At 73.9% G+C, this 23,963-nt stretch carries 26 protein-coding genes; 15 read left to right on the forward strand and 11 right to left on the reverse strand.

Translation table 11 applies throughout. The features are described 5' to 3' along the window. Positions 1 to 344: 344 nt before the first annotated feature. On the forward strand, positions 345 to 1,343 hold the full coding sequence (locus J3P41_RS01110) for a type IV toxin-antitoxin system AbiEi family antitoxin domain-containing protein (RefSeq protein ID WP_210443374.1): 999 nt from the start codon (positions 345 to 347) through the stop codon (positions 1,341 to 1,343). Positions 1,344 to 1,520: 177 nt separating this feature from the next. Here the strand turns inward: J3P41_RS01110 and J3P41_RS01115 are convergent, their stop codons facing one another. Further along, positions 1,521 to 2,294 carry a YebC/PmpR family DNA-binding transcriptional regulator gene (locus J3P41_RS01115; RefSeq protein WP_210443375.1) on the reverse strand — a complete coding sequence of 258 codons (774 nt, stop codon included), beginning with the start codon at positions 2,292 to 2,294 and terminating at the stop codon, positions 1,521 to 1,523. Between the two features lie 152 nt (positions 2,295 to 2,446). Next, positions 2,447 to 3,070: a phosphatidylinositol phosphate synthase gene (pgsA, locus tag J3P41_RS01120; RefSeq protein ID WP_210443376.1), complete on the reverse strand. Its 624-nt coding sequence runs from the start codon at positions 3,068 to 3,070 to the stop codon at positions 2,447 to 2,449. A 102-nt stretch (positions 3,071 to 3,172) separates the two neighbouring features. Here pgsA and J3P41_RS01125 point away from each other — a divergent pair, with 102 nt between their 5' ends. Further along, positions 3,173 to 4,120 (forward strand): class I SAM-dependent methyltransferase, encoded by a 948-nt coding sequence (locus tag J3P41_RS01125; RefSeq protein WP_210443377.1) that lies wholly within the window; start codon positions 3,173 to 3,175, stop codon positions 4,118 to 4,120. Here J3P41_RS01125 and J3P41_RS01130 read toward each other — a convergent pair. Beyond that, positions 4,107 to 4,877, reverse strand: a complete 771-nt coding sequence (locus tag J3P41_RS01130) for an inositol monophosphatase (protein ID WP_210443378.1) — start codon at positions 4,875 to 4,877, stop codon at positions 4,107 to 4,109. The genes J3P41_RS01125 and J3P41_RS01130 overlap by 14 nt on opposite strands. After that, a complete protein-coding gene (locus J3P41_RS01135; RefSeq protein ID WP_210443379.1) occupies positions 4,870 to 5,388 on the reverse strand; it encodes an HIT domain-containing protein in 519 nt (172 codons plus the stop codon). Before J3P41_RS01135 ends, J3P41_RS01130 begins: the two co-directional genes overlap by 8 nt. A gap of 23 nt (positions 5,389 to 5,411) precedes the next feature. Here J3P41_RS01135 and J3P41_RS01140 point away from each other — a divergent pair, with 23 nt between their 5' ends. Both J3P41_RS01140 and J3P41_RS01145 read left to right on the forward strand, forming a co-directional pair. Further along, on the forward strand, positions 5,412 to 5,888 hold the full coding sequence (locus tag J3P41_RS01140; RefSeq protein WP_210443380.1) for an N-acetyltransferase: 477 nt from the start codon (positions 5,412 to 5,414) through the stop codon (positions 5,886 to 5,888). Positions 5,889 to 6,061: 173 nt separating this feature from the next. Beyond that, entirely contained in the window at positions 6,062 to 6,292 is a 231-nt protein-coding gene (locus tag J3P41_RS01145) for a hypothetical protein (RefSeq protein ID WP_210443381.1), read from the forward strand. 18 nt (positions 6,293 to 6,310) lie between these two features. Here the strand turns inward: J3P41_RS01145 and J3P41_RS01150 are convergent, their stop codons facing one another. From J3P41_RS01150 to J3P41_RS01180, 7 genes are all read right to left on the reverse strand, one after another. Beyond that, on the reverse strand, positions 6,311 to 7,462 hold the full coding sequence (locus J3P41_RS01150) for a MalY/PatB family protein (RefSeq protein WP_210443382.1): 1,152 nt from the start codon (positions 7,460 to 7,462) through the stop codon (positions 6,311 to 6,313). 7 nt (positions 7,463 to 7,469) lie between these two features. Continuing rightward, the gene (gene thrS, locus J3P41_RS01155; RefSeq protein ID WP_210443383.1) at positions 7,470 to 9,455 is read right to left on the reverse strand and encodes a threonine--tRNA ligase; all 1,986 of its coding nucleotides are present in this window, start codon (positions 9,453 to 9,455) and stop codon (positions 7,470 to 7,472) included. A 104-nt stretch (positions 9,456 to 9,559) separates the two neighbouring features. Beyond that, positions 9,560 to 10,135 (reverse strand): DUF4142 domain-containing protein, encoded by a 576-nt coding sequence (locus J3P41_RS01160; protein ID WP_210443384.1) that lies wholly within the window; start codon positions 10,133 to 10,135, stop codon positions 9,560 to 9,562. A gap of 101 nt (positions 10,136 to 10,236) precedes the next feature. After that, a complete protein-coding gene (locus J3P41_RS01165; RefSeq protein ID WP_210443385.1) occupies positions 10,237 to 11,187 on the reverse strand; it encodes an SDR family oxidoreductase in 951 nt (316 codons plus the stop codon). A 28-nt stretch (positions 11,188 to 11,215) separates the two neighbouring features. After that, complete coding sequence (locus J3P41_RS01170; RefSeq protein WP_210443386.1) at positions 11,216 to 11,821, reverse strand: HAD-IA family hydrolase; 606 nt, start codon at positions 11,819 to 11,821, stop codon at positions 11,216 to 11,218. 9 nt (positions 11,822 to 11,830) lie between these two features. Beyond that, the gene (locus J3P41_RS01175) at positions 11,831 to 12,613 is read right to left on the reverse strand and encodes an ANTAR domain-containing protein (protein WP_210443387.1); all 783 of its coding nucleotides are present in this window, start codon (positions 12,611 to 12,613) and stop codon (positions 11,831 to 11,833) included. A gap of 37 nt (positions 12,614 to 12,650) precedes the next feature. Then, on the reverse strand, positions 12,651 to 13,529 hold the full coding sequence (locus J3P41_RS01180) for a DICT sensory domain-containing protein (RefSeq protein WP_210443388.1): 879 nt from the start codon (positions 13,527 to 13,529) through the stop codon (positions 12,651 to 12,653). 93 nt (positions 13,530 to 13,622) lie between these two features. On the opposite strand from J3P41_RS01180, the gene J3P41_RS01185 reads away from it, so the two are divergent. The 11 genes from J3P41_RS01185 to J3P41_RS01235 are packed head-to-tail and all read left to right on the forward strand — an operon-like array spanning position 13,623 to position 23,963. Next, positions 13,623 to 14,666 (forward strand): polyprenyl synthetase family protein, encoded by a 1,044-nt coding sequence (locus J3P41_RS01185; protein ID WP_210443389.1) that lies wholly within the window; start codon positions 13,623 to 13,625, stop codon positions 14,664 to 14,666. Continuing rightward, positions 14,663 to 15,547 carry a squalene/phytoene synthase family protein gene (locus tag J3P41_RS01190; RefSeq protein ID WP_210443390.1) on the forward strand — a complete coding sequence of 295 codons (885 nt, stop codon included), beginning with the start codon at positions 14,663 to 14,665 and terminating at the stop codon, positions 15,545 to 15,547. Before J3P41_RS01185 ends, J3P41_RS01190 begins: the two co-directional genes overlap by 4 nt. Next, positions 15,544 to 17,178, forward strand: a complete 1,635-nt coding sequence (crtI, locus tag J3P41_RS01195; protein ID WP_210443391.1) for a phytoene desaturase family protein — start codon at positions 15,544 to 15,546, stop codon at positions 17,176 to 17,178. The genes J3P41_RS01190 and crtI overlap by 4 nt, the downstream gene beginning before the upstream one ends. After that, on the forward strand, positions 17,175 to 17,525 hold the full coding sequence (locus J3P41_RS01200; RefSeq protein WP_210443392.1) for a lycopene cyclase domain-containing protein: 351 nt from the start codon (positions 17,175 to 17,177) through the stop codon (positions 17,523 to 17,525). Before crtI ends, J3P41_RS01200 begins: the two co-directional genes overlap by 4 nt. Continuing rightward, the gene (locus J3P41_RS01205; protein ID WP_210443393.1) at positions 17,522 to 17,857 is read left to right on the forward strand and encodes a lycopene cyclase domain-containing protein; all 336 of its coding nucleotides are present in this window, start codon (positions 17,522 to 17,524) and stop codon (positions 17,855 to 17,857) included. Before J3P41_RS01200 ends, J3P41_RS01205 begins: the two co-directional genes overlap by 4 nt. Continuing rightward, complete coding sequence (locus J3P41_RS01210) at positions 17,854 to 19,272, forward strand: cytochrome P450 (RefSeq protein WP_210443394.1); 1,419 nt, start codon at positions 17,854 to 17,856, stop codon at positions 19,270 to 19,272. Before J3P41_RS01205 ends, J3P41_RS01210 begins: the two co-directional genes overlap by 4 nt. After that, positions 19,269 to 20,453 (forward strand): glycosyltransferase family 2 protein, encoded by a 1,185-nt coding sequence (locus J3P41_RS01215; protein ID WP_210443395.1) that lies wholly within the window; start codon positions 19,269 to 19,271, stop codon positions 20,451 to 20,453. The genes J3P41_RS01210 and J3P41_RS01215 overlap by 4 nt, the downstream gene beginning before the upstream one ends. Next, the gene (locus J3P41_RS01220; protein WP_210443396.1) at positions 20,454 to 20,954 is read left to right on the forward strand and encodes a hypothetical protein; all 501 of its coding nucleotides are present in this window, start codon (positions 20,454 to 20,456) and stop codon (positions 20,952 to 20,954) included. Beyond that, positions 20,951 to 21,925, forward strand: a complete 975-nt coding sequence (locus J3P41_RS01225) for a phosphatase PAP2 family protein (protein ID WP_210443397.1) — start codon at positions 20,951 to 20,953, stop codon at positions 21,923 to 21,925. The genes J3P41_RS01220 and J3P41_RS01225 overlap by 4 nt, the downstream gene beginning before the upstream one ends. Next, positions 21,922 to 22,749, forward strand: coding sequence for a UbiA family prenyltransferase (locus tag J3P41_RS01230; protein WP_210443398.1), 828 nt, complete (start codon positions 21,922 to 21,924; stop codon positions 22,747 to 22,749). Before J3P41_RS01225 ends, J3P41_RS01230 begins: the two co-directional genes overlap by 4 nt. Then, on the forward strand, positions 22,746 to 23,963 hold the full coding sequence (locus J3P41_RS01235) for an NAD(P)/FAD-dependent oxidoreductase (RefSeq protein WP_210443399.1): 1,218 nt from the start codon (positions 22,746 to 22,748) through the stop codon (positions 23,961 to 23,963). The genes J3P41_RS01230 and J3P41_RS01235 overlap by 4 nt, the downstream gene beginning before the upstream one ends.

Consider the following 23,963-nt stretch of genomic DNA (forward strand, 5'->3'; position numbering starts at 1 on the left):
GAACACTTGTTCGTGCGACCACGCTACCCGCGGCGGACGCGGGTCGGCGTACGACACGCGGCCCGCCGCCACCGCTCCTGCTGCGGCGGCTTGGTCGGCCCGGGCAGCGGGCGACCCGCGGCACGCGGCTTGTAACGCCGTGTTGATGCTTGTAGGCACCCCCGCCCACGGTAGGTAGAACAAGCACTAACCGGGCGTTACATGGGGCGTACGGCCGATGCCGGGGCTGGGAGCGGCCGCGCAGGCGGACCGGCCGGCGTCCACAGGTACTCGCCGGCGAGCCTTGTCCACAGGGCCGCTCGCACTCGTCGGCGCCCCGAGGCCGGGGCCGGGACCGTGCTCGCATGTACCTCCCCGCCGTTGCCCTTCTCGACCGGCAGCACGGACTGCTGGCCTCCCGGCAGCTGCTCGACCTCGGCTGCGACCGGATCACGGTGGACCGGCTGGTCCGCACCGGCCGGCTGGTCCGGGTGCGTCGCGGCGTCTACGCCGACGCCGAGGCGTGGGCGGCCGACCCGCACCGGGGGCAGCCGGTGATGCGCATCCGGGCCGCCGCCATGGTGCTGCGCTCGACGGCGTACGTCTTCAGCCACGACTCGGCCGCGATCCTGCTGAGCATGGGGGCGCCGGCACCGACCACCGCCCTGGTGCACGTCACCCGGCACAAGGTCCACGGCGACGCCGTGCGGGCCGGCATCAAGCACCACCGCGCCCCCTTCGACCCCGCCGACGTGCGCGAGGTCGATGGCCTGCGCGTCCTGCCACCGGCTCGTACGGCTCTCGACCTGGCGCGCGAGCACGGCCGCAGCGCGGGCCTGGCGGGCTGCGACGCCGCGCTGCGGCTGGGCAGCACCCGCGACGACCTGCGCCGCGTGCTGGCGACCATGCACTGCTGGCCGGGCACGCAGGTCATGCGCTGGTGCGCCCAGTACGCCGACGGCGGCGCCGAGAGCTACCTGGAGTCGCTGGGGCGCGCGCTCGTGCTGGAGCTCGGCATCGGCACGCCGCAGACCCAGTTCGGCCTGAGCGACGGCCGGCGCGAGGTGTGGTGCGACCTGCGGGTGGACCGCCACGTCTTCGAGGTCGACGGGTTCGACAAGTACCCGGCGGGTGCCGCGGAGTCGCGGGCTGCACTGCGTCGGGAGAAGACGCGCCAGGATTTCATCGGCGGGTTCAAGATCGGGGTCTCCCGGATCACGGCGTACGACTGCGGCGCGGGCCACTCGGCCGCGCTGGCCCGCCTGCATCGGGAGTTCTCCGACACCTGCCAGCGGTTCGGGACGTCGCTCGACGACCTGCGACCGTACGTGCTCCCGGCGAGCAGGCGGCACGCGCGCCTCTGAGCGGCTGCCGGATCGCGGAGTGGGCGCGGTCCCGCGCGGGCCGGCGGTCGCGGGGGCCGCCCGGGCGATGTAACGCCGTGTTCATGCTTGTGGTCACCCCCGCACGCGATGGGTAGAACAAGCACCAACACGGCGTTACAAGGCGCGTGGGGGTGCAGCGGGCGCGGCGGGCGCGGGTCAGGCGTCGGCGGACTCGAGCTCGGCCATCACGTCGGCGGGGATGTCGACGTTGGTGTAGACGTCCTGGACGTCGTCGAGGTCCTCGAGGGCGTCGACGAGGCGCATCACCTTGCCGGCGCCCTCGGCGTCGACCGGGATCTCCAGGCTCGGGACGAACTGCACGTCGGCGGAGTCGTAATCGATGCCGGCCTCCTGCAGCGCGGAGCGTACGGCGACCACGTCGGTGGCCTCGCTCTGCACCTCGAAGGCCTCGTCGACGTCGTTGACCTCCTCCGCGCCGGCGTCGAGCGTGGCCTCGAGGACGTCGTCCTCGGTGACCTCACGACCCTCCTGCGCCTTCGGCACCACGACGACCCCCTTGCGGGTGAACAGGCGCGAGACGGACCCGGGGTCGGCCATCGTGCCGCCGTTGCGGGTGACCGCGGTGCGGACCTCCATCGCGGCGCGGTTCTTGTTGTCGGTGAGGCACTCGACGAGGAAGGCGACGCCCTGCGGGCCGTAGACCTCGTAGGAGATGCCCTGGTAGTCGACGCCGCCGGACTCGGCGCCGGAGCCGCGCTTGACCGCCGAGTCGATGTTCTTGTTGGGGACCGAGCTCTTCTTGGCCTTCTGGATGGCGTCGTAGAGGGTCGGATTGCCGGCCGGGTCGCCGCCGCCCTGCTTCGCGGCGACCTCGATGTTCTTGATGAGCTTGGCGAACAGCTTGCCGCGCTTGGCGTCGATCGCGGCCTTCTTGTGCTTGGTCGTTGCCCACTTGGAGTGGCCTGACATGAGTCCCTCTATCCGTTGCTGATCGGTGCGGTGCTGCGTGTGTCGGACGTCAGGCCGAGCGCACCGACGCCGACCTCGGTTGGGACGAGGTCGACCATCGGGGGCCGTGACGGACCGCGCCGATCCTACCCGCGGGGCGCCCGCCGCGACGGCTAGGACTGGGCGGCGGCCCGGGCCAGCGCTTGGCGGCGCACGACCCAGATCCGCTGCGCCACGGTCACCGTGGCCGCGACCGCGAGCGCCCACAAGGCGACGTGGAGCAGGATCCACAGGTCCAGCAGGTCGGCGAAGAAGGCCGGCACGAGCATGCCGACGAGCCGGTCGGGGCGCTCGGCGATACCGACCTTGGCGTCGTAGCCGAGGTGGTCGGCCTTGGCGCGCGCGTACGACGTCACCGCGCCCATCACGAGGATGACCAGGCACAGCACGAGGTAGAGGCGGCTCTCGGCGTGCCAGGCGAAGTAGAGCGCCAGCCCGGCGAACAGGGCGCCGTCGGCGATCCGGTCGAGGGTGGAGTCCAAGAAGGCTCCGAAGTCGTCGGTGCGACCGCTCTTGCGGGCCATCGCCCCGTCGACGAGGTCGCTGAAGACGAAGGCGGTGATGAACAGGACGCCCTCCCACACCATGGCGCGGGGGAAGAAGAACAGCGCGCCGAAGCTCACGCCGAGCGTGCCGACCAGCGTCACCACGTCGGGGCTGATCCCCAGGCGGAGGAAGAGGTTGACGAAGGGGGCGAGCACCACGCCCTGCCAGAACTGCTTGAACCTGTCGAGCACGGCCGCAGGCTACCGTTCGACGACGAGCCTGCAGCAGCCGGAGCGATCGGGCCGCTACGCTCCCGACGCCGCACGGGGGCGGCCGGAACAGGAAGGCGTGCAGTGAACGAGCTGACCGACGACTGCGTGGCGTGCGGCACCGACGGGCGCGACGCGCCGCGGCTGGTGGCGCGGGAGACCCAGGACATGACCGGGGAGACCTTCGTCTACCGGCTGTGCCAGGGGTGCGGCTCGCTCCAGATCGACGAGGTCCCCGACGACCTCGGCCGGTACTACGACGCCTCCAGCTACAGCAGCTTCGCCGTGAAGACGTCGCTGGTCGACCGGCCCCTCGTGCAGAACCCGCTCTCGCGCGCCCTTCTTCGTACGATGGGTGCGGTGCACCGGCGCACCGGCCGCGGCCTCGGGCTGCGCTTCGTGCGCGACGCCGGCATCTCGCCTCGGGAGTCGGTCATCGACATCGGCTCGGGCATCGGGGAGAACCTGGTGCACATGCGACTGCTCGGGCACCGCGAGCTCGTGGGCTCGGACCCGTTCCTGCCCGAGGACGTCGACCGCAACGGCGTCACGGTGCTGCGGCGCCACCACAGCGAGCTCACCGGCACCTACGACTGGGTGGTTATGAACCACTCCTTCGAGCACGTGCCGGACCCGCACGCCATGCTGGCCTCCGCCGCGCGCCTGATGGCGCCCGGCGGCAGGGTGCTGGTGCGGATGCCGGTCATGGGGTGTGCCGCCTGGCACCGCTACGGCATGGACTGGTCGCAGATCGATGCCCCGCGTCACCTCGTCCTCTACACGCCCGAGGCGATGGACGCGATGGCGCAGGCGGCCGGGTTGCGCGTCCAGCGGATGTTCTACGACTCGTGGTCGTTCCAGCTGTGGGGCAGCGAGCTGATCAGGCAGGGCCTCCCGCACAAGGGCGCCTCGCTGCAGCAGGCCCGCGCGCACTTCAGCCGGCAGCAGCTCAAGGCCTGGGAGCAGGAGAGCCGCGAGCTCAACGAGCGCGGCGAGGGCGACGCCGGCGGCTACGTGCTCACGCGCGCCTGAGCAGCGCCCGGCGTACGTCGGCCACGGCGGCCGGCGCGCCGGTCACCGTCCACTCCACGCCCGCGGCCGGGACGACGACCGACTCTCCGCCCGCTCCTCGGATGATCGCCGCCCCGGGCAGGCGGTCCCAGTCGGCGACGGTGTGCTGGAACAGCACGTCCCACTGGCCCGACGCGATGGCCATGACGTCCATGGTCCCGGAGCCGAGCATGCGCAGGGTGCCGACCTCGCCGAGCGCCCGGGCGAAGGCCTCCCCGACGCCGCTGCCGAAGAAGGGCGGGTGCAGGTAGGTCACCGCGCACCGCGCCTCGCGCGGGGTGTCGGGCAGCGGCGCGAGCGGGGCGCCGTCGCACGTGCTGGGCAGGTCGGGGCCACCGACCCAGGTGCGCAGCGAGGCGGGGTGGTGGACGGCGCCGAGCAGCACGTCGTGCTCGCCGTGCAGCGCGATCGCGCTGCACCACCAGTCGCTGCCACGGGCGAAGTTGTAGGTGCCGTCGACGGGGTCGATGACCCACGTCCGGCCGGAGGTGCCGGGGCGCGAGGTCCCCTCCTCCCCCACGATGGCGTCGTCGGGGCGGTGTGCGGCGAGCTCGGCCACGATGAGCCGCTCGGCGGCCGTGTCGGCCTGGGTGACGATGTCGGACCCGCTGGTCTTGCGCGTCACGTCGAGGCCGCCGACGCGGGTGCGGGCGGCGAGCCGACCGGCCTCGCGCACCAAGCGGGCGGCGAGCGCGGCGTCGGCGGCGAGGTCAGGCACGCGACCACGCCTCGGCTAGCAGCGTGCGGGTGTCCTCGAGCAGCTGCGGCAGCGTCTTGGTGCCACCGACGACGGTGATGAAGTTGGCGTCCCCGGTCCAGCGCGGCACGACGTGCTGGTGCAGGTGCTCGGACAGCGACCCGCCCGCCGAGCGGCCGAGGTTGAGCCCGACGTTGAAGGAGTGCGGCTGCGCGACCGCGCGGACGGTGCGCAGCGCCTGCTGGGTCATCGTCATCAGCTCGCCGGCCTCCTCCGGGCTCAGCTCGGTGAGGTCGGCCACGTGGCGGTAGGGCACCACGAGGAGGTGGCCCGGGTTGTAGGGGTGCAGGTTGAGCACGACGTACGCCGCCTCGCCCCGCGCCACGACCAGCGCCTCCTCGTCGGGTCGCCCCGGGATGGAGCAGAACGGGCAGCCCTCGTCGTCCACGGCGGTGCGCACGTACGCCATCCGGTGGGGCGTCCAGATGCGCTCGAGCCCGTCGGGGTCGCCCGCGCGTGTCGGAGCACTCATGGCAGCGATCCTAGGGTGGGACCATGACCTCGATCCGACCGGCCGTGGCCGCCGACATGGCCGCCGTCGCGGACCTCTGGCACGAGGGCTGGCACGACGGGCACGCCGGCCACGTGCCTGACGGGCTGACCGCTGCCCGCACGCTCGCGGCGTTCCACGAGCGGACGCCGGGGCGCGTCGCCGAGACGACGGTGGCGGTCGACGACGACGGCACGCTGGTCGGCTTCGTGATGGTCGTCGGCGACGAGGTGGAGCAGCTGTTCGTGGGGCGCGCCGGGCGCGGCAGCGGCGTGGCCGCCCAGCTCCTGGCCGAGGCCGAGCGGCAGGTCGCTGTGGCCGGGTACGACGAGGCGTGGCTCGCCGTCGTGAAGGGCAACGCCCGGGCGCGGCGCTTCTACGACCGGTGCGGCTGGGTCGACGCGGGCGAGCTGCCCTACGAGGTGACGGCCGGGGGCGAGACCTTCGTGTCGCCGTGCCGGCGCTACGTCAAGCGGGTCTGACCCGGTCCCACCTGGCGTACCTCGCCGTCGGGACGTCATACGGACAGCGCCACCGCTTGCCCCACCCGTATGACGTCCGGGTCGTGCCCGGCGCCGGCGATGACCGGGTCCGCATGCCGGTCGAGCTGGCGGGTACCCGGACGGGCATCGCGACGACAACCGGGAGGACCGACATGACCCAGGACGGATCCGAGCAGCTCGGCAGGCTCGACGACGCGCAGGAGGCGGCCGAGCCCTCCTCCACGACCGAGGGCGCGGCGGCACGCGGCGAGTCCGATCCGGCCGAGGGCTCGCCGGGCCCGAGCCACCCGACCGGGGAGGACTTCCCCCACGAGGCGGTGCGCTACGACGAGCCCGACGAGCGGCACCGGTCGGAGCAGGCCGACGAGGAGCTCGGAGACTGAGCCGCCGTTGGCCGACGGCTAGGTCCAGGCCTTCGCGAGCCGCTCGACGATCCGGGTCAGCCGCTCGGGCGAGGTCGCCACGTTGAGGCGCACGTGCCCGGTGGTGCCGGGCGCGAAGGACTGCCCGGCGCTCACCATCACCCGGCCCCGCTCGAGGGCGACGGCGGCCGGGTCGTCGTGGCCGTAGGCGGAAGCGTCGAGCCAGGCGAGGTACGTCGCCTCGAGCGGGCGCATCCGCACGTCGGGCAGGTGGGTGGCGAGCAGCTCGCCGAGGAGCGAACGCTGCTGGTCGAGGCGCTCGACCAGCGAGGCGAGCCAGCCGTCACCGCGGTCGTACGCCGCGCGCGCGGCGACGGCGCCGACCGGGGAGTGTGAGTCGTTGCGCGACATCGGCTCCTCGGCCAGCGTCCGGCGGGCGCGCGGGTCGGGCACCACCAGCTGCGCGCAGCGCAGGCCCGCGGTGTTGAACGCCTTGGACGCCGCGACCACGGCGACCGCGTGGTCGTGCGTGCCCTCGATCGAGAGGTAGGGCACGTGCTCGGCCCCGGGCAGCACCAGCGGGGCGTGGATCTCGTCGCTGACGACCCGGGCGCCGTGGCGGATCACGACGTCGCGGATCCCCTCCAGCTCGGGCCGGGTGAACACGCGCCCCCAGGGGTTGTGCGGCTGGGTGAGCAGCAGCGTCTGCGCACCGCGGGCGAGGAGCCGGTCGAGCCGGTCGAGGTCGATCTCGGCCCGGTCCGCCGACGGCGACACCTCGAGCAGGTGCTCGGCGCGGCCGGTCACCCGCGCCAGGCCGTGCTGGGCGTTGTAGCCCGGCGTCGGGAACACGACGCCGCCCGGCCCGCTGAGGACGTCGATCGCCAACCGCACCCCGGCCGTCACGTCGACCACGGGGAGCACCGCCTCCGGCTCCGGCGCCCAGCCGAAGTGGCGCGCGGACCACGCGACGTACGACTCGGCGAGCGCGGGGTCCGGCATGATCGGGTAGCCGGTGATGCCGTCGGCCAGCATCCGCTGGACCGCCTCGAGCACCACCGGGTCGACGGCGTAGTCCATCTCCGCGACCCATGCCGGGAGCACGTCGTCGGGCACGCCCCACTTGAGGGGCAGCCGGCGGCGCGCCTCCTCGTCGGTGAGGTCGACGACCGGCCGGCGCTCCCCCGTCACGGTCGGCTCAGACCTGCTCGCGCGAGGCCACCGCCTCGGCGACGCGCTCGATCGCCTCGGCGAGCGGCACGCCGTTGTCCTGGCGGCCGTCGCGGTAGCGGAACGAGACCGCCCCGGCCTCGACGTCGTCGTCGCCGGCGATCATCATGAACGGCACCTTGGCCAGCTGGGCGTTGCGGATCTTCTTCTGCATCCGGTCGTCGGAGTCGTCGACCTCGACCCGCAGGCCCCGCACCTTCATCTGCCGGGCGATGTCGTAGAGGTAGTCGTGGTGACGCTCCGCGATCGGGATGCCCTGCACCTGCACGGGCGCCAGCCAGGGCGGGAACGCGCCGGCGTAGTGCTCGACCAGGACGCCGAAGAACCGCTCCAGCGAGCCGAACTTCGCCGAGTGGATCATGACCGGCTGCTGCCGCGAGCCGTCGGCGGCGGCGAACTCGAGCTCGAAGCCCTTGGGCTGGTTGAAGTCGTACTGGATGGTCGACATCTGCCAGGTGCGCCCGATCGCGTCGCGGGCCTGCACCGAGATCTTCGGCCCGTAGAACGCGGCCCCGCCCGGGTCCGGGACGAGCTCGAGGCCGGAGCCGACGGCCACGTCCTCGAGCACCTTGGTCGCGACCTCCCACTCCTCGTCGGTGCCGACGAACTTGTCGGGCTTGGAGTCGTCGCGGGTCGAGAGCTCGAGGTAGAAGTCGTCGATGCCGAAGTCGCGCAGCAGGCCCAGCACGAAGTCGAGCAGGTGCTTGACCTCGGCCGGCGCCTGCTCCGGGGTGACGTAGGAGTGCGAGTCGTCCTGGGTCAGCCCCCGCACGCGGGTGAGACCGTGGACGACGCCGGACTTCTCGTAGCGGTAGACCGACCCGAACTCGAACAGCCGCAGCGGCAGCTCGCGGTAGGACCGTCCGCGGGAGCGGAAGATCAGGTTGTGCATCGGGCAGTTCATCGCCTTGAGGTAGTAGTCCGAGCCCTCGAACTCCATCGGCGGGAACATCGTGTCCTTGTAGTACGGCAGGTGCCCGGAGGTGTGGAACAGACCCTCCTTGCTGATGTGGGGCGTGCCGACGTAGTCGAAGCCCTCCTCGATGTGCCGCTGGCGGACGTAGTCCTCCATGACGCGCTTGATCACGCCGCCCTTGGGGTGGAAGACCGCCAGGCCGGACCCGATCTCGTCGGGGAAGCTGAACAGGTCGAGGTCGCGGCCGAGCTTGCGGTGGTCGCGGCGCTCGGCCTCCTCGATCCGGTGGAGGTGCTCCTCGAGCGCCTCCTTGGACTCCCAGGCGGTGCCGTAGATGCGCTGCAGCTGCTTGTTCTTCTCGTCGCCGCGCCAGTACGCCGCCGCGCTGCGCATGAGCTTGAACGCCGGGATCCGCTTCGTGGTCGGCAGGTGCGGGCCGCGGCACAGGTCGGACCACTTGACCTCGCCGTTGCGGCCGACGTTGTCGTAGATGGTGAGCTCACCGGCGCCCACCTCGACCGACGCGCCCTCGGTGTCGGCGGCGCCCGCGCCACCCTTGAGTCCGATCAGCTCGATCTTGTAAGGCTCGTCCTTCAGCTCGTCGAGCGCGTCGGCGTCGGTGGTGACGCGGCGCTCGAAGCGCTGGTTCTCCTTGATGATCTTGCGCATCGCGGACTCGATCTTCACCAGGTCCTCCGGCACGAACGGGGTGTCCACGTCGAAGTCGTAGTAGAAGCCGTTCTCGACCGGCGGGCCGATGCCGAGCCGCGCCTCGGGCCAGATCTGCTGGACCGCCTGCGCCATCACGTGGGCGGTGGAGTGGCGCAGGATGTCGCGGCCGTCGGGGCTGTCGATCGCGACGGCCTCGACCTCGTCGCCGTCGACGAGCTCGTACGCCAGGTCCTTGAGCGCGCCGCCGACACGGGCCGCGACGACGTCGGCGTCGTCGCGGAACAGCTCCCACGCCTTGGTCCCCGTCGTGACCGTGGTCTCCGCACGCTGCTCGGCGTGGATGCGGACGACCTTGATGTCGGACACGGGGGCTCCTTCGGGAGGCGGTGCGAGGGGACGGATGTCCCGGCGATGCTATCGGCCGGTACGCCGCCCCCTCACCCCGGTTTCCTCGCGTGCGTCGCGCCCGGTCAGCACCTCCGCAGGTCGCGCAGCAGCATCGTTGCGTGCTCGTAGTGCTCCAGCAGCACCGGCAGGGAGGCGGCGGCCGCCTGCGTCACGGCGGGATCGGAGCCGGACATGACCTCCTTCTCGGTCATCGCGATCGCCAGCTGGTGGTCCCCCCACTGGAAGGGGACGTAGGCGCAGCTGAACGCCAAGCCGTCGAACCGGGACCAGGCGCGGGCCAGCTTGCGCTGGTCGCGCGAGGGACGCGTGGGCAGGCTCACGCCCACGGTGGCGGCGACGGCCTCGAGGGCGCGGTACTGCCGGGTGTGGTCGCGGACCATCTGGTGTCCGAAGTGCCGCACGGCCCGGCTGTGGGCGTGCCGCTTGGCGAGCCGGCCCAGCGCCACCTCGGCGAGGTTCGAGCGGGCGGCGAAGTCGAGGTAGGCGAGATCCTGGGTGCTCGGTGCCTGGGCGGAGCGGGCGGAGGGGGACGTCGGGGTGCTGGCGGGCGCGGCGACGGCGTGGGGGGCGGTGGTCACGACGGCCGCGAGTGCGAGCGCCGCGGCGGCGCCGCGGATCCGGGACGTGGAACGGGACATGACGGCCTCCGAGAGGCGTGAGGGGGTGGTCGTATGCCGTACCCGCCGCCCGTGCGGCCATGCGACTCCCACCGCCGCCTACGGCGTGTCGCCGCCGCGGATCAGCTCCCGCGCAGCCGTCGCCTGCCCAGCTCGACGAGATTGGCCCCGACGCCGAGGAGCGCGTTGGGGTGGCCTCCGCGCAGACCGTTGTGCTCCTGCCGCGACGCCAGCACGTTGCCGGGGCCGTGCACGACCGGCGCCACCAGGTCCTGGGCCGCGAGCTTGAACAGGGGCCCGACCAGGCGGTCGTAGACCAGTGGGAGCGCGGTGAAGCCGAAGCGGATCACCTCGTTGGCGATGCCGACCTGGCCACCGCGCCAGGGATGGTCGGCGGCGGCCAGCACACGGTCGGCGATGCGCTCGGGGGTGGTGACCGGGAACGGCGGGCGACCCACCGCGTCGCCGTACGTCGCCGCCTGGCGGTAGATCGGCGTGTCCACGCCGCCCGGCGCGACGTAGCCGAAGCGCACGCCGGGCCGGTCGCGGTTGTCCACGCGCAGCTGCCTCAGCAGGCCGCGCACACCCCACTTGCTGATCACGTACGCCGCCATGTCGGGCACCCCGATGTGCCCGATGATCGAGCCGACGAGCACCAGGCTCCCGGCGTCCTGCTCGCGCAGGACGGGCAGCACGTGCCGGGCGAGGTTGACCGGGCCGAGGAGGTTCGTGGCGACCACCTGGTCGAAGACCTCGGCGGGCACGTCGGCGATCTGTCCGTAGGCCACGACACCCGCGCAGCTGACGACGGTGTCGAGCCGGCCGTGGCGGGCCACGGCGGTGGCGACCGCGGCCGCCACCTGCTCGTCGTCGCTCACGTCGGCCGTCGCGACCGTCGCCGAGGCGGCGCCGAGACCGCGGCACTCCTCGGCGACGCGTTCGAGCGCCTCGCGGCCCCGTGCGACGAGGACGACGTGGTCGCCGCGCACTGCGGCCTTGCGGACCAGGGCCTCGCCGATGCCGCTGGAGGCACCGGTGACCAGGACGACGCGGGGCGGGTTCGTGGCTCGCATGCGGGCCCCGTACCCACAAGACGGTGCTTCAGCCCGTGCGGATGATGCGCTCCATCTCACCGATGGAGGTGGTGGTCGCGACGTGCAGCACCGCGTGCCAACCGTAGGCGCGCGCGGCCTCCACGTTGGCCTCGACGTCGTCGAGGAACACGACCTCGCCCGGCTCGACGCCGAGCCGCCGGGTCGCGAGCGCGTACGCCGCCGGGTCGGGCTTGGCCAGGCCGACCTCGTGGCTGTACACGATGTCGTCGGCCACCTCCTCGAAGCCGTGGCATCGTTCGGCCTCGCGCGCCCCGGGCGCGGAGTTGGACAAGATGGCGGTGAGCCGCGCGGGCCGCTGGGCGGCGAACCAGTCGAGCAGCGCGCGGTCCGGCGTCCCGACGTACCAGCGCCAGAAGTCCGCCATCAGCTCGTCGGCCTGCTCGTCGTCGAGGCCCAGGCTGCTCTGCCACTCGTCGCGGACCTGCGCCTCGCTGACCTGTCCGAGGATCGCGTCGCCCGGCAGCGCCGCGAGGCCACCCAGGATGCGGCCCGGCTCGAGGCCGAGGCGCTGCTCCGCCGGCGCGGGGAACACGTCGTCGTCCACGACCTCGAGGACTCCCCCGACGTCGAGCACCACCGCCTTGATCGTCATCAGGTCCGCTCAGGCCGGGGCCGCAGGAGGCGCCCCTGCCTCGGGCAGGTGACCGGTGCAGGCGACCTCGTCGGCGACGTCGCGCAGCTTGCGGTTGAGCTGGCTGCTGGTGCGGCGCAGCACCTGCAGGGCGGTCTCCTGGTCCAGGCCGTAGGTTGACATGAGCATCCCGACCGCCACTCCGATGCGGCGGTTGCTCTCCAGCGCCTGCTGGAGGCCCGCCGCCTGCTCGACGGCGTCGGCGTGAGCCATCAGGGCTCCCGCGTGCGTGGCGAACAGGGCGCCACTGGCCACCGACTGCTGGGTGAGGACGCCCGGCTCGTCGGCGTAGAGGTTGAGCGCGTTGCGCCCCGGCAGGCCCGAGAGGTGCATCGCGAGCACGCCACGCACCGGACTGTCGGCCAGCGTCCTGGCCACGAAGACCGGCCAGCGGGTCTCCTCGGCCAGGTCGGGGCTCCACGCGGTCCAGCCCTCGTCGGCCGCGCTGAGGCACGGTCCCTCGCCCGCCTCGTACTGGAACGTGTCCACCTTCTCGGGCAGCTGCGAGCTGGCCGCGATGGTCCGCGGCTCGCGGCCGAGGGGCCAGGAGGTGATCGCTGCCCAGCGACAGCCCGGCACCACCCGGCAGGCGAGGTCGACGAGCCGCTGTCGCGACTCGTCGGGTCCGACGCCGTCGGTGAGGTACTCGCTCAGCCTGAGGAAGTCGGTGGCGAGCTGTTCGGCGGAGTGCGTCACGGTGATCCCTCCCTCGCGCCCGTCGAACCGGCCCTCCCCGGCCGCGGGCACGTCCATGTCTCAGTATGCTCCGGCGCCCCGGTCCCCGCAGCGCTCATGGGGCGGATGTCCGCGCGGTCTCGAGGTAGCCGAGCATCCGGTTGAACAGCTCGCTCGCACGGCGCAGGTCCGCCGATGCCGGGGCCGCGTCGTCGGGGACGAGGTCGTCGTCGGCTCCACGCCAGCCGGGACGGTAGGTGCCCGCCAGCGCCGTCGCGACGCGGCTGGCGTCACGCACCACCGCTGGGTCCACCGACCACACCACCTCGAACCGGCGCGCGGCGTCGCTGGCGCGGCCGTCCCGGGGTCTCTCGACCGCCGCGAGGCACGCCGGGAGGTCCGGGGCGTCGCAGATCACGAGCCACTCGCGGGTCAGCGGCGCCCCCGGGGGAAGCGCGACCTCGACCGGTCCGCCCTCGACGGGCGCGCGTCGCGCATCCGCGGACCGAGCCGGCTCGGCGAACACCGCGGTGCTCCGTGCGGTGCGGGCCAGGTCGGTCCACCGCGCGAGCGAGGCGCGCAGGTGCTTCTCGTGCTGGAATCCCCCGAACAGCACCGGGACGGCCGCTCGGGCGCAGCACTCGTCCTCGACGGCGCGGCTGAGCGCCACCAGGGCGGCCTTGGACAGCAGCTGGGGGGCGAGGTCGGGGTGCCGACGCCGCAGCTCCGCGTAGACCGAGCCGGAGCCCGGGCCCACGGGTTGGGCGTCCACCAGGCGCACGGCCGCGGCGAGGGACAGGCCGGCGTCCCGGTGGCGGATCACCTCCAGCACGGCGTCGACGTCCGCCTGCTCGTAGCGCCGGTGCCCGCCGCCGGCCCGGGTGGCACGCGGAAATCCGTACCGCGTCTCCCAACTACGCAGCGTCGTAACGGGTACTCCAGTGCGCACGGACAGGTCGCCGATGCTCAACGAGCTGCGTGGCGACGAGTCCATGCGCGGGTACGTCCTCTACATTGTGCCTAGATAATGTTCGTAGTGTTGCATAGGTTGCCGCAGAGGGGACCCGGCACGAGGGTGGGAGCTGGCATGACCGCACAGACCACGGACGAGGCGCTGGCCCGCCTGTTGCAGGAGGGCCGGACGCGCGCGGCCGTCATCGACCCGCACCACGTCGCCCTGTGGGACGCGCTGGCCACCGCCACCGAGGGCGGCAAGCGGTTCCGGCCCGGACTGGTGACCGCGACCCACGAGGCGCTGGGTGGCACCCGCGGCGCCGCTGCGGCCGAGGTGGGCGCCGCGGTCGAGCTGCTGCACACCGCCTTCGTCATCCACGACGACGTGATCGACGGCGACCACCTGCGTCGAGGTCGCCCCAACGTCAGCGGGATCTTCCGGGCCCAGGCTCGCGCGGCAGGAGCCGGAGCCGACCAGGTCGGCGGCTACGGGTTGACCGCGGCGATCCTCGCCGGCGACCTGGCCCTGGCCGCGGCGGTGCGGGCGGTCGCCACCTGCGGCGCGCCGGCGGCGGTCGTGCACGGCCTGCTCGACCTGTTCGACACCGCCCTGCACACCACCGCCTCAGGCGAGCTCGCCGACGTGCGGCTGTCGATGGGCGTGGCCGACACCTCGCTGGCCGAGAGCCTCGCGATGGAGGAGCAGAAGACCAGCGCCTACTCGTTCGCGCTGCCGCTGCAGGCCGGCGCGGTGCTCGCCGACGCGGAGGCGGCGATCATCGTGCGCCTCGGAGAGGCCGGGCGCACGATGGGCATCGCCTTCCAGCTGATCGACGACCTGATCGGCGTGTTCGGCGACCCGTCCCGGTCGGGCAAGAGCGCGACGAGCGACCTCCGCACCCGCAAGCAGACCCCTCTCCTGGTCCACGCCCGGTCCACGCCGCAGTGGGAGCAGGTCCGCTCCTACGTCGGGCGCGACCTCGACCCCGACGAGCTCGCGGAGGTGCGCCGACTGCTGATGTCGTCGGGGTCGCGACGCTTCGTGGAGGACCTCGCCGAGGAGCACCTCGCCGCCGCTCGGGCGGTCGTCGCGGAGCTCGGCATCTCGCTGGAGCTCCTCGACGGCGTCACCACGCGGCCCCCGGTGCTGGTCGACGGACGCGAGGTGGCGGCATGAGCCTGTTCGTGGGGCGCGGCACGCCGCGCAGCCTCTACGACTCGGTGTCCGAGGCCAGCTCGGCCATCGTCATCCGGGAGTACTCCAGCTCGTTCGGCCTCGCCTCCCGCCTGCTCGGCGAGCCCGTGCGCACCCAGGTGCGCAACATCTACGCCCTCGTCCGGGTGGCCGACGAGATCGTCGACAACCCCGACCCGACGTTGCCGCGCGCGGCGCGGGCCACGATGCTCGACTGGCTCGAGGACGACGTCCGGCATGCTTTGCGCACCGGCTACAGCGGCAACCTCGTCGTGCACGCCTTCGCCCGCACCGCCCAGGCGGTCGGCATCGGCGACGACGTCGTCGCCCCCTTCTTCGCCTCCATGCGCACCGACCTCGACACGACCGCGCACACGTCGGCCAGCTTCGAGCGCTACGTCTACGGCTCGGCCGAGGTGGTCGGGCTGATGTGCCTGCGCTCCTTCCTCGCCGCCCCCGACGCCGCACCGGACCGCGCCCGTCAGTACGACGCGCTGGCGCCGGGTGCCCGCCGGCTGGGTGCGGCCTTCCAGAAGCTCAACTTCGTCCGCGACCTCGCCGACGACCACGACGTGCTGCGTCGCGACTACTTCCCCGGACTCGACGTCGAGCGCTTCTGCGACCAGGACCGCGACCGGATCCTCGACGACATCGACGCCGACCTGCACGCGGCCGCCGCCGTCGTGCCCGACCTGCCGGCCAGCAGCCGACGGGCGGTGCGTGCGGCGCACGCGACGTTCCGCGAGCTGGCGTGCCGCCTGCGCGCGACGCCGGCCGAGGACATCCGCCGCACCCGCGTCCGCGTGCCGACCGCGGTGAAGCTCCGGCTCGCCGCCGGCGCGATGCGCGGAGGCCGCTCGTGACGTTGCGCCTTCCCGACCGCATCGCCCGCCGCACACCGGAACCCCGACCGGCCGGTGAGGGCGGCCCGCGCCGCGTCGTCGTCATCGGGGGCGGCATCGCCGGCCTGGCCTCCGCCGCCCTCCTGGCCTCGCGCGGGCACACCGTGGACCTGCTGGAGAAGAACGACGACCTGGGCGGCCGGGTCGGCAGCGTGGAGCGCGACGGGTTCCGCTTCGACACCGGGGCCTCGTGGTACCTCATGCCGGAGGTGTTCGAGCACTTCTTCGAGCTCCTCGGCACGACGGCCGACGCCGAGCTCGACCTCACCGTGCTCGACCCGAGCTACCGCGTGTTCTTCGAGGGTCACCGCGACCCGGTCGACGTACGCCCGGACCGCGAGCACAACCGGGCGCTGTTCGAGGCGATCGAGCCCGGTGCGGGCGACAGGTTCGACGCCTACCTGCGCTCGGCGCGGGACACCTACGACATGGCGCTGCGCCGGTTCCTCTACAGCAACTTCGACTCGCCCGCCGCCTTCCTGCACCCCGACGTCGTACGCCGCACGCCGGCTCTGGGCCGGCTGCTCACCCGTTCGCTGGAGAGCCACGCGGCGGGGTTCTTCTCCGACAACCGGCTGCGGCAGGTGCTCGGCTACCCCGCGGTGTTCCTCGGCTCCTCCCCCAGCCGGGCGCCGAGCATGTACCACCTGATGAGCCACCTCGACCTCGGTGACCGCGTGCTCTACCCACAGGGCGGCTTCACCCGGCTCATCGAGGTCGTCGCGTCCCTGGCTCGCCGGCACGGGGCCCGCCTGCACACCGGCGCGACCGTGACCGCCATCCGCACCGCCGACGCCGAACGCCCCCGGCGGGGCGGACGGCCGCGGGTGGCGGGCGTCGAGTACGCCGGAGGCGACGGGCGGACCACCGTGCCGGCCGACGTCGTGGTCGGCGCCGCGGACCTCCACCACCTCGAGACACAGCTGCTGCCGCCCGGTCTGCAGACACACCCGGAGCCGATGTGGCGCGGCCGCTCCCCCGGGCCGGGCGCGGTGCTGGCCATGCTGGGCGTGGAGGGACGTCTCCCGGAGCTGGCGCACCACTCCCTGTTCTTCACCGCCGACTGGGAGCAGAACTTCGGCGACATCTTCGGCGCGGACGCCCGGGTGCCGGACCCGGCGTCGATCTACGTGTGCAAGCCGTCGCAGACGGACCCGACGGTCGCCCCCGAGGGGTGCGAGAACCTCTTCGTGCTCGTGCCCGTGCCGGCCGACAGCTCGATCGGGCACGGCGGGGACGACGGCGGCGGATCGGAGGCGGTCGAGCGAGCCGCGGACGCCGCGATCGACCAGGTGGCGTCCTGGGCCGGCGTGCCCGACCTGCGTCGCCGCATCCGGGTGCGGCACACGGTCGGACCCGACGACTTCGCCGCGCGCTACAACTCTTGGCGCGGCGGCGCGCTGGGCCTGGAGCACACCCTGCGGCAGAGTGCCTTCCTCCGCCCGGGCAACGTCTCGGCCAAGGTCGACGGACTCCTCTACGCCGGCGCCAGCACGGTCCCGGGCGTCGGGCTGCCGATGTGCCTGATCAGCGCCGAGCTGGTGCTCAAGCGCCTCTCGGGGGACCGCTCGAGCCTCCCGGTGGCCCCATGAGCCTGCACTGGTCCTACGCCGCGATGCTGGCGTTCTGCCTCGCCGGCACGCTGCCGCTCGTCCCCGCGTTCCGGCTGCGGGTGCTGCACCAGCCGAGGCGGCTGCTGCTGGCGGTGCTCCTGGGCGGGTCGCCGTTCCTGCTCTGGGACCTCTACGCTACGCACGCCGGCCACTGGTGGTTCGACGCCGACCAGACCCTGCCGTGGCGCGTGGCCGGGCTGCCGCTGGAGGAGGTCGCCTTCTTCGTCGTCATCCCGCTCGTGTCCGTGCTGACCCTCGAGGGCGTGCGCGCGGCGCGACGCGGTGTGCGGCCCCGGCCGGCGCGGCGCCGCGAGGAGGTGCGATGACCTACACGGCCATCGCGGTCGTGGGGGTGCTGGCCGCCCTCGCCCTGGACCGCTGGGTCGCGCGGACCCGCCTGACCTCGACGCGGGACTGGTGGGCCGCCTACGCGATCATCGTCTTCTTCCAGCTGCTCACCAACGGCTGGCTGACCGGCCGCGGGATCGTGCGCTACGACCCCGGCGCCATCCTCGGCAGCGACCGGATCGTGCTGATCGGCGACGGCCGGCTCGTCTTCGCCCCGATCGAGGACCTGGCCTTCGGCTTCGCCCTCGTGCTCACCAGCTGCGTGGCGTGGACCTGGCTGGGCCGCCGCGGGGAACGGGCGCAGGCATGAGCGTGGCGACCCGCCTGCAGTCGATGCAGCCCACCGACATCGGCGTGCCGGGGCCCAGCTCGCTGCAGATGGCGCGCGGGTTCCGCTCCATCCGCGCCGATCCGCTGTCCTTCCTCGTCGCCGTGCGCGCGCGCTACGGCGACCTGGTCTCCTTCCCGGTCCCCGGGCCGCCCGCCCTGCTGGTGAACGACCCCGACGACGCGCGCCACGTGCTGCAGACCTCCGCGCGCACCTGGCGCAAGGAGACCGTCCAGTACGCCGCCCTGGCGCGGGTCACCGGTCCCGGGCTGCTCGCCTCGGCCGAGCCGAGCTGGATCGAGCACCGGCGCCTCGCCGCCCCCGCCTTCCACCACGAGCGACTGCTCGCGGTCGGCGACCAGGTCCGGGCGGCGGCTCGCGACGCGGTCGGCGCGGTCCTGGACGGCCCGGCCACGGGCAGCAGGCTCGTCGACGTCGCTGCGCTGACCCACACCATCGGCCTGGACGCCGTCGGTCGCGCCCTGTTCTCCGCCGACCTGTCCGGGCAGGCGCAGCGGCTGCTGTCCGCGACCAGCGACTCCGCCGACCTGGTCGTCCGGCTCGGCCGCTCGATCCTGCCCAGGGCGGAGTGGACGCCGACCCGCACCAACCTGCGCCTGCGGTCGGCCAGGCGGCGGCTCGACGCCGGTGCCGCCGAGATCATCGCCCAGCGCCGCGAGCGGGGCGGGCGCAGCCTCGACCGCAGCCTCGACCGCAGCCTCGACCCGGCGACCGCGGGCCACGGAGACGACCTGCTGGGCCTGCTGCTCGACAGCGGCCTGAGCGACGGCGAGGTGCGCGACGAGCTCGTCACCATGGTCATCGCCGGGCACGAGACGGTCGCCGCGGCCCTGGCCTGGACGCTGATGCTGCTGGCGGAGCACCCGGTCGCCCAGGACCGGGTCCGCGCCGAGCTGGCCGACCACGGCGACGTCACGCTGCTCGACCACCGCGACCGGCTGCCGTGGACGCGGGCGGTCATCGACGAGGCGCTGCGGCTGTTCCCCCCGGCCTGGGCCCTGTCGCGGCGCTCGGACGCCGCCGACGTCATCGGGGGCCGCGACGTCCCGCCCGGCACGCTCGTGATCATCAGCCCGTGGCTGATGCACCGCCGCGACGAGCCGTGGACCGACCCGCTGGAGTTCCGGCCGGAGCGCTTCCTGGTCGACGGCGCCGGCCGCTCGGCGTACCTCCCCTTCGGGCTGGGACCGCGGCTGTGCATCGGCCGCGACTTCGCGCTGGGCGAGATGGCGGTGGTGCTGGCCGAGGTCCTGCGCGAGCACCGGGTCGTCGTGCCCGCCGGGTGGTCGAGGCCCCGGGCCGAGGCCAAGGTCGCGGTGCACCCCAGAGGCGGGATGCCGCTCGTGGTGTCCCGCGTGCGGGACGGCGGCCGATGAGCGAGGTCGTCCTCGTCGCCCTGCTGGTCGTCGCCGCCGCGTGGGGGCAGTGGCTGGTGGCCGACCTCCGCACGCTCCCGTCGGGCACCGGTGCTCGGACCGGCGTCCCGGCGCGGCCGTCGGTCTCGGTGGTGGTGCCGGCCCGCGACGAGGAGCAGACGCTGCCGGCGCTGCTGGGCTCGCTGCGCGCACTCGACGGATCGCCTCCCGAGGTCGTCGTGGTCGACGACGCGTCCGACGACCGCACCGCCGAGGTGGCGCGTGCGGGCGGCGCACGGGTCGTGCCGGCCGGCACGCCGCCACGGGGCTGGACCGGCAAGGCCTGGGCCTGCCACACGGGTGCCGAGGCCGCCTCCGGGGACCTGCTGCTGTTCCTCGACGCCGACACCGTGCTTGCCCCCGAGGCCCTCGACAGCCTCCTCGAGGTCCACGAACGGCGCGGCGGGCTGGTCTCGGTGCAGCCCCACCACCGCGTGGTCCGCGCCTACGAGCAGCTCTCGGCGTACTTCAACGTCGTGGCGGTGATGGCGAGCGCGGCGTTCACCGGGAGCAGCAGCCGGCGCTCGGACCGGCCCGGGGCGGCTCCCATGGCCTTCGGGCCCTGCCTGCTGACCTCGCGCGAGGACCTGGCGCGTGCCGGCGGACACGCCGCGGTGCGCGCGGAGATCCTCGACGACGCCTCGCTCGCCGCGGCCTACCACCGCGCCGGACTGCCGGTGTGGTGCGCCGTGGGCGGCGACGCGGTGCGGATGCGCAGCTACCCGGGCGGTCTCGGCCAGCTCACCGCCGGATGGACCAAGAACATCGCGGCGGGCGCCGCTGCCGCCTCGCCGATGGCTGCTCTCGGGACCGTCCTGTGGATCAGCGCCCACCACGCCGTGGCGGTCGGCGCCCTCCTCTCGCTGGTGGAGGTCGCTCCCGGCGGGCATACCTCGCTCGCCGCGGGGCCCCCACTGATCTGGGCGCTGGCCTGGCTGGGCACGGCGTGGCAGCTGCGCGCCGTGCTGCGCCGGGTCGGGTCGTTCGGCTGGTGGACCTGGGCGCTGTTCCCGCTGCCGCTGCTCGCCTTCGACCTCGTCTTCGCACGATCCGCTGCGCTCACCGTCGTCCGCCGCTCGGTGAGCTGGCGCGGCCGCGAGGTCGACCTGCGCCGACGCGAGTCCACCGGGGAGGTGGTCTGAGTGCTCCGGCTGGTGATGCCGCAGACCCTCACCGTCGTGGTGGACGTCGTCGCGTGGGGGGTCTTCCACGCCGCCACCGGCTACGCCGCCCACCGCCTCGGCGACGAGCGGCTGGCCCGCGACGGCTGGGCACTGCGGCCGAGGCGGTTCGAGGACGGCGGTCGGTGGTACCGCCGCCGGTTGCGGATCCACCGCTGGAAGGACCGCGTCCCGGAGGCGGGCGCGCTGTTCCAGGGCGGCGTCAGCAAGCGCGAGCTGCCGGCCCACGACGTCGACGGGCTGGTCCTCTTCGTCCGCGAGACCCGTCGCGCGGAGCTGGCCCACTGGTGGGCGATGTGGTGCGGCCCGCTGTTCCTGCTCTGGAACCCGCCCTTGGCCGCCGGCCTGCTGGTGGGCTACGGCGTGGTCGTGAACCTGCCGTTCATCGCCATCCAGCGTCACAACCGGTTCCGCACCCAGTCCCTGATCGAGCGACTGGCCCGACGAGGGGACGAGGCATGACCAGCGGAGCCACCGCTCGACGGCGCGACGACGACGTCGCAGGCAGCGCCGCCGCCCCGGGCACCACGCCCGCCACCACGTCCGCCACCACTCCTGCGGACACCGGGTCCCGGCACGGCCCGATCGCCCAGCTGCTGATCGCCTGGTCGCCGCTCAGCGCGATCCTGCTCGCCTACTGGGTGGCCCAGTGGATCACCGCGCCCCTGGGCACCGGCGACGGCGCCTCCACCAACCGCGTCGGCGCCGGGCTGCACGTGCTCGGCCCGGCCCGTGCCGACGAACGCCTCCTCGGCACGGTGCCGAGCGCGTGGCTGCAGGAGCGCCTCGTCGACGGTGGCAGCCACTGGTACGACGCGGTGGCCGCACTCGTCTACGTCACCCACTTCGTCACCATCCCCTTGCTGACGGCGGTGGTCTGGTTCGCGATGCGCGAGCGGTTCCGCGACTGGCTGACGGCGGTGCTGACGATGTCGCTGGTCGGGATCGCGGTGTACGTGCTCTACCCAGCCGCCCCGCCGTGGCTGGCCTCGCAGCGCGGCGACATCGACACCGTGGACCGCATCTCCCACCTCGGCTGGGAGCACCTCGGGCTCGACGCGGTCGGGCGCCTCGTCGAGCTGGGCCAAGGTGGCAGCAACCCGGTCGCGGCGATGCCCTCGCTCCACGCGGGCGCCGCCCTGCTGACCGCCCTGTTCCTCTGGCCGTCGGTTGACCGGGTCCTGCGCGCGGCGCTGCTGGCGTACGCCGTCGCGATGGCGGCGACGCTGGTCTACTCCGGCGAGCACTACGTCGTCGACGTCGCCGCCGGCTGGCTGGTCGCGGGGCTCGGCGTCCTGGCAGCCCGCGCCCGCCGCTCGCCGCGCGGCCGCACGCATGGGCCCCAGCACGACGGGTACGTCCGCGAGACGAACCGGCGCGGTCGCGGCCCGAGCGTCCGCCGGCGGCGCACGGACCCGGGGAGGCGCGCATGACGACCGGCGTTGCTCCCGAGGGCGCGACCGCGCACCCGGGTGCGCGTGGACTGCTCCTCGCCGCCCACCCGGCGCCGGCCCTCGCGGTCACCGTGATGATGGGGCTCCTCGCGGTGGCGCAGGGCCTGGAGGCGTCCCGCACCCTGTTGCTGGTCGCCGCCGTGCTCGCCGGGCAGCTCTCCATCGGCTGGAGCAACGACCTCGTGGACGCCTCACGAGACCGGCAGGCCGGCCGCCGGGACAAGCCGTTGGCGACCGGAGAGGGGTCCGTGCGGCTCACCCGCCTGGCGTGCGCAGGCGCGGTGGTGGCGTGCGTCGCGCTGTCGGCGCCGCTCGGCACAGCGGCCGGCCTCGTGCACCTCGTCTGCGTCGCGTGGGGGTGGGCGTACAACCTCGGCCTGAAGGCGACCGTCTGGTCGTGGGTGCCCTACGCCGCCTCGTTCGGTGCGCTGACCGCCGTCGTGACGCTGACCGACGGCGTGGCGCCCCCGTGGTGGTGGCCCGTGGGCGCCGGCCTGCTCGGCGTGGGCGCGCACCTGCTCAACGTGCTGCCCGACCTCGACGACGACGCCGCGACGGGCGTGCGCGGCCTGCCTCACCGGCTCGGCCCGGCGCGGATCGCGCCCGTGGCCGCAGGGGTGCTCCTCACCGCGTCCCTGGTCGTCCTGCTCGGCGCGGAGCCACCGATCGTCGTGTCCGCCGTCGCGACGCTCGTCGTGGTGTGCCTCGCCGTCGTCGTCGTCCGCGGGTCGGGGCGGCGGCCCTTCCTCGCTGCGATGGCCATCGCACTGGGCGACGCCGCCCTGCTGGTCGTGGCCCGATGAGCGGCGGCGACCGGGACCACTGGGACGTCGTGGTGGTCGGCGCCGGACCTGCCGGGGCGTCGGCTGCCCTCGGCGCCCTCACCGAGAACCCGTCGCTGCGGGTGCTGCTGCTCGACCGCAGCGACTTCCCGCGCGACAAGTCCTGCGGCGACGGCATCGCACCGCACGTCCTCGACGCGCTGGCCCAGGTGGGGGCCGCGGACGTGGTCGCCGGCTGGGCGCCGCTGCGCGAGCTCGAGCTCGCGCACGGCGACGTGGCGGTCAGGGGCACGATGCGCCGCGAGGTCCACGTCGTCCCGCGCCGGGTGCTCGACGCTCGCCTGGTCGAGCGAGCCGTCGCGGCCGGGGCGGTCCTACGCCGGCACCGGGTCACCTCGCTCGAGCCCCTCGCCACCCCCGTCGTGTCCGGGGAGCTCAGCGGAGCCGTCGTCGTGGGTGCCGACGGCGCGCACTCGCTGGTCCGCTCGGCGCTGCTCGGGCGCCGGCGCGAGCCACGGGCCATCGCCATCCGCGGCTACGCGCCCACCACGACGGCCATGCGGGGCCGCCAGGTGATCCGCTACGGCGACCGCCGCCAGCCGTCGTACGCCTGGGCCTTCGACCGCGGCGACGGACTGGCCAACGTCGGCTACGGCGAGCTGCTGCCGGGAGAGCGCTCCGGCGACGGGGCGCCCAGCAGGCGTCTGCTGCTCGAGCAGCTCGACGAGCTGGTGCCCGGCGCCGCGAGCACCGGCGGGGACTGGCGCGGCCACCACCTCCCGCTCAGCGGCTGGCGCTGGCACCAGCCCGACGGGGCGGTCCTGCTCGTCGGGGACGCAGCCGGACTGGTCAACCCGATGACCGGCGAGGGCATCTACTACGCCGTCGCCACCGGCGTCGCAGCCGGCCGCACGGCGGCCAGGGCCGTGGCGGCGCGACGGCCGACGGACGCCGGCGCGCGCCACCGCGCCGTCGTACGCCGGATGCTCGGCTCCCACTTACGGCACACCTGGACCTCCTCGCGACTGTCCCGGTCCACGCGGATCGTCGACGCGGGAATCCGCGCCGCGGGGCGGGACCGTCACGTCTTCGACAGCCTCGTCGAGCTCGGCCTGGGCGACGGCCGGATCGACGCCCGCCTCGCCGCCGGGCTGCTGCGCACGCTCGCCGTCCCTGCCCGCCCCGCGCAGCCCCCGCTCCACCCCACCCCCACGTCCAGAAAGCCCGAGGCCTGA

The sequence above is a fragment of the Nocardioides sp. SYSU D00065 genome (assembly GCF_017916425.1).
Lineage (GTDB): Bacteria > Actinomycetota > Actinomycetes > Propionibacteriales > Nocardioidaceae > Nocardioides.

Bases quoted from the DNA above. Each gene is read 5' to 3' on its own strand.
- J3P41_RS01140 (WP_210443380.1), top strand. From the start codon at position 5,412: ATGACCTCGATCCGACCGGCCGTGGCCGCCGACATGGCCGCCGTCGCG.
- J3P41_RS01215 (WP_210443395.1), top strand. From the start codon at position 19,269: ATGAGCGAGGTCGTCCTCGTCGCCCTGCTGGTCGTCGCCGCCGCGTGG.
- J3P41_RS01145 (WP_210443381.1), top strand. From the start codon at position 6,062: ATGACCCAGGACGGATCCGAGCAGCTCGGCAGGCTCGACGACGCGCAG.
- J3P41_RS01180 (WP_210443388.1), bottom strand. From the start codon at position 13,529: ATGGACTCGTCGCCACGCAGCTCGTTGAGCATCGGCGACCTGTCCGTG.
- J3P41_RS01185 (WP_210443389.1), top strand. From the start codon at position 13,623: ATGACCGCACAGACCACGGACGAGGCGCTGGCCCGCCTGTTGCAGGAG.
- J3P41_RS01170 (WP_210443386.1), bottom strand. From the start codon at position 11,821: ATGACGATCAAGGCGGTGGTGCTCGACGTCGGGGGAGTCCTCGAGGTC.
- J3P41_RS01210 (WP_210443394.1), top strand. From the start codon at position 17,854: ATGAGCGTGGCGACCCGCCTGCAGTCGATGCAGCCCACCGACATCGGC.
- J3P41_RS01190 (WP_210443390.1), top strand. From the start codon at position 14,663: ATGAGCCTGTTCGTGGGGCGCGGCACGCCGCGCAGCCTCTACGACTCG.
- J3P41_RS01225 (WP_210443397.1), top strand. From the start codon at position 20,951: ATGACCAGCGGAGCCACCGCTCGACGGCGCGACGACGACGTCGCAGGC.
- J3P41_RS01205 (WP_210443393.1), top strand. From the start codon at position 17,522: ATGACCTACACGGCCATCGCGGTCGTGGGGGTGCTGGCCGCCCTCGCC.
- J3P41_RS01110 (WP_210443374.1), top strand. From the start codon at position 345: ATGTACCTCCCCGCCGTTGCCCTTCTCGACCGGCAGCACGGACTGCTG.
- J3P41_RS01235 (WP_210443399.1), top strand. From the start codon at position 22,746: ATGAGCGGCGGCGACCGGGACCACTGGGACGTCGTGGTGGTCGGCGCC.
- J3P41_RS01175 (WP_210443387.1), bottom strand. From the start codon at position 12,613: ATGGACGTGCCCGCGGCCGGGGAGGGCCGGTTCGACGGGCGCGAGGGA.
- J3P41_RS01230 (WP_210443398.1), top strand. From the start codon at position 21,922: ATGACGACCGGCGTTGCTCCCGAGGGCGCGACCGCGCACCCGGGTGCG.
- J3P41_RS01135 (WP_210443379.1), bottom strand. From the start codon at position 5,388: ATGAGTGCTCCGACACGCGCGGGCGACCCCGACGGGCTCGAGCGCATC.
- J3P41_RS01160 (WP_210443384.1), bottom strand. From the start codon at position 10,135: ATGTCCCGTTCCACGTCCCGGATCCGCGGCGCCGCCGCGGCGCTCGCA.
- J3P41_RS01115 (WP_210443375.1), bottom strand. From the start codon at position 2,294: ATGTCAGGCCACTCCAAGTGGGCAACGACCAAGCACAAGAAGGCCGCG.
- J3P41_RS01165 (WP_210443385.1), bottom strand. From the start codon at position 11,187: ATGCGAGCCACGAACCCGCCCCGCGTCGTCCTGGTCACCGGTGCCTCC.
- J3P41_RS01200 (WP_210443392.1), top strand. From the start codon at position 17,175: ATGAGCCTGCACTGGTCCTACGCCGCGATGCTGGCGTTCTGCCTCGCC.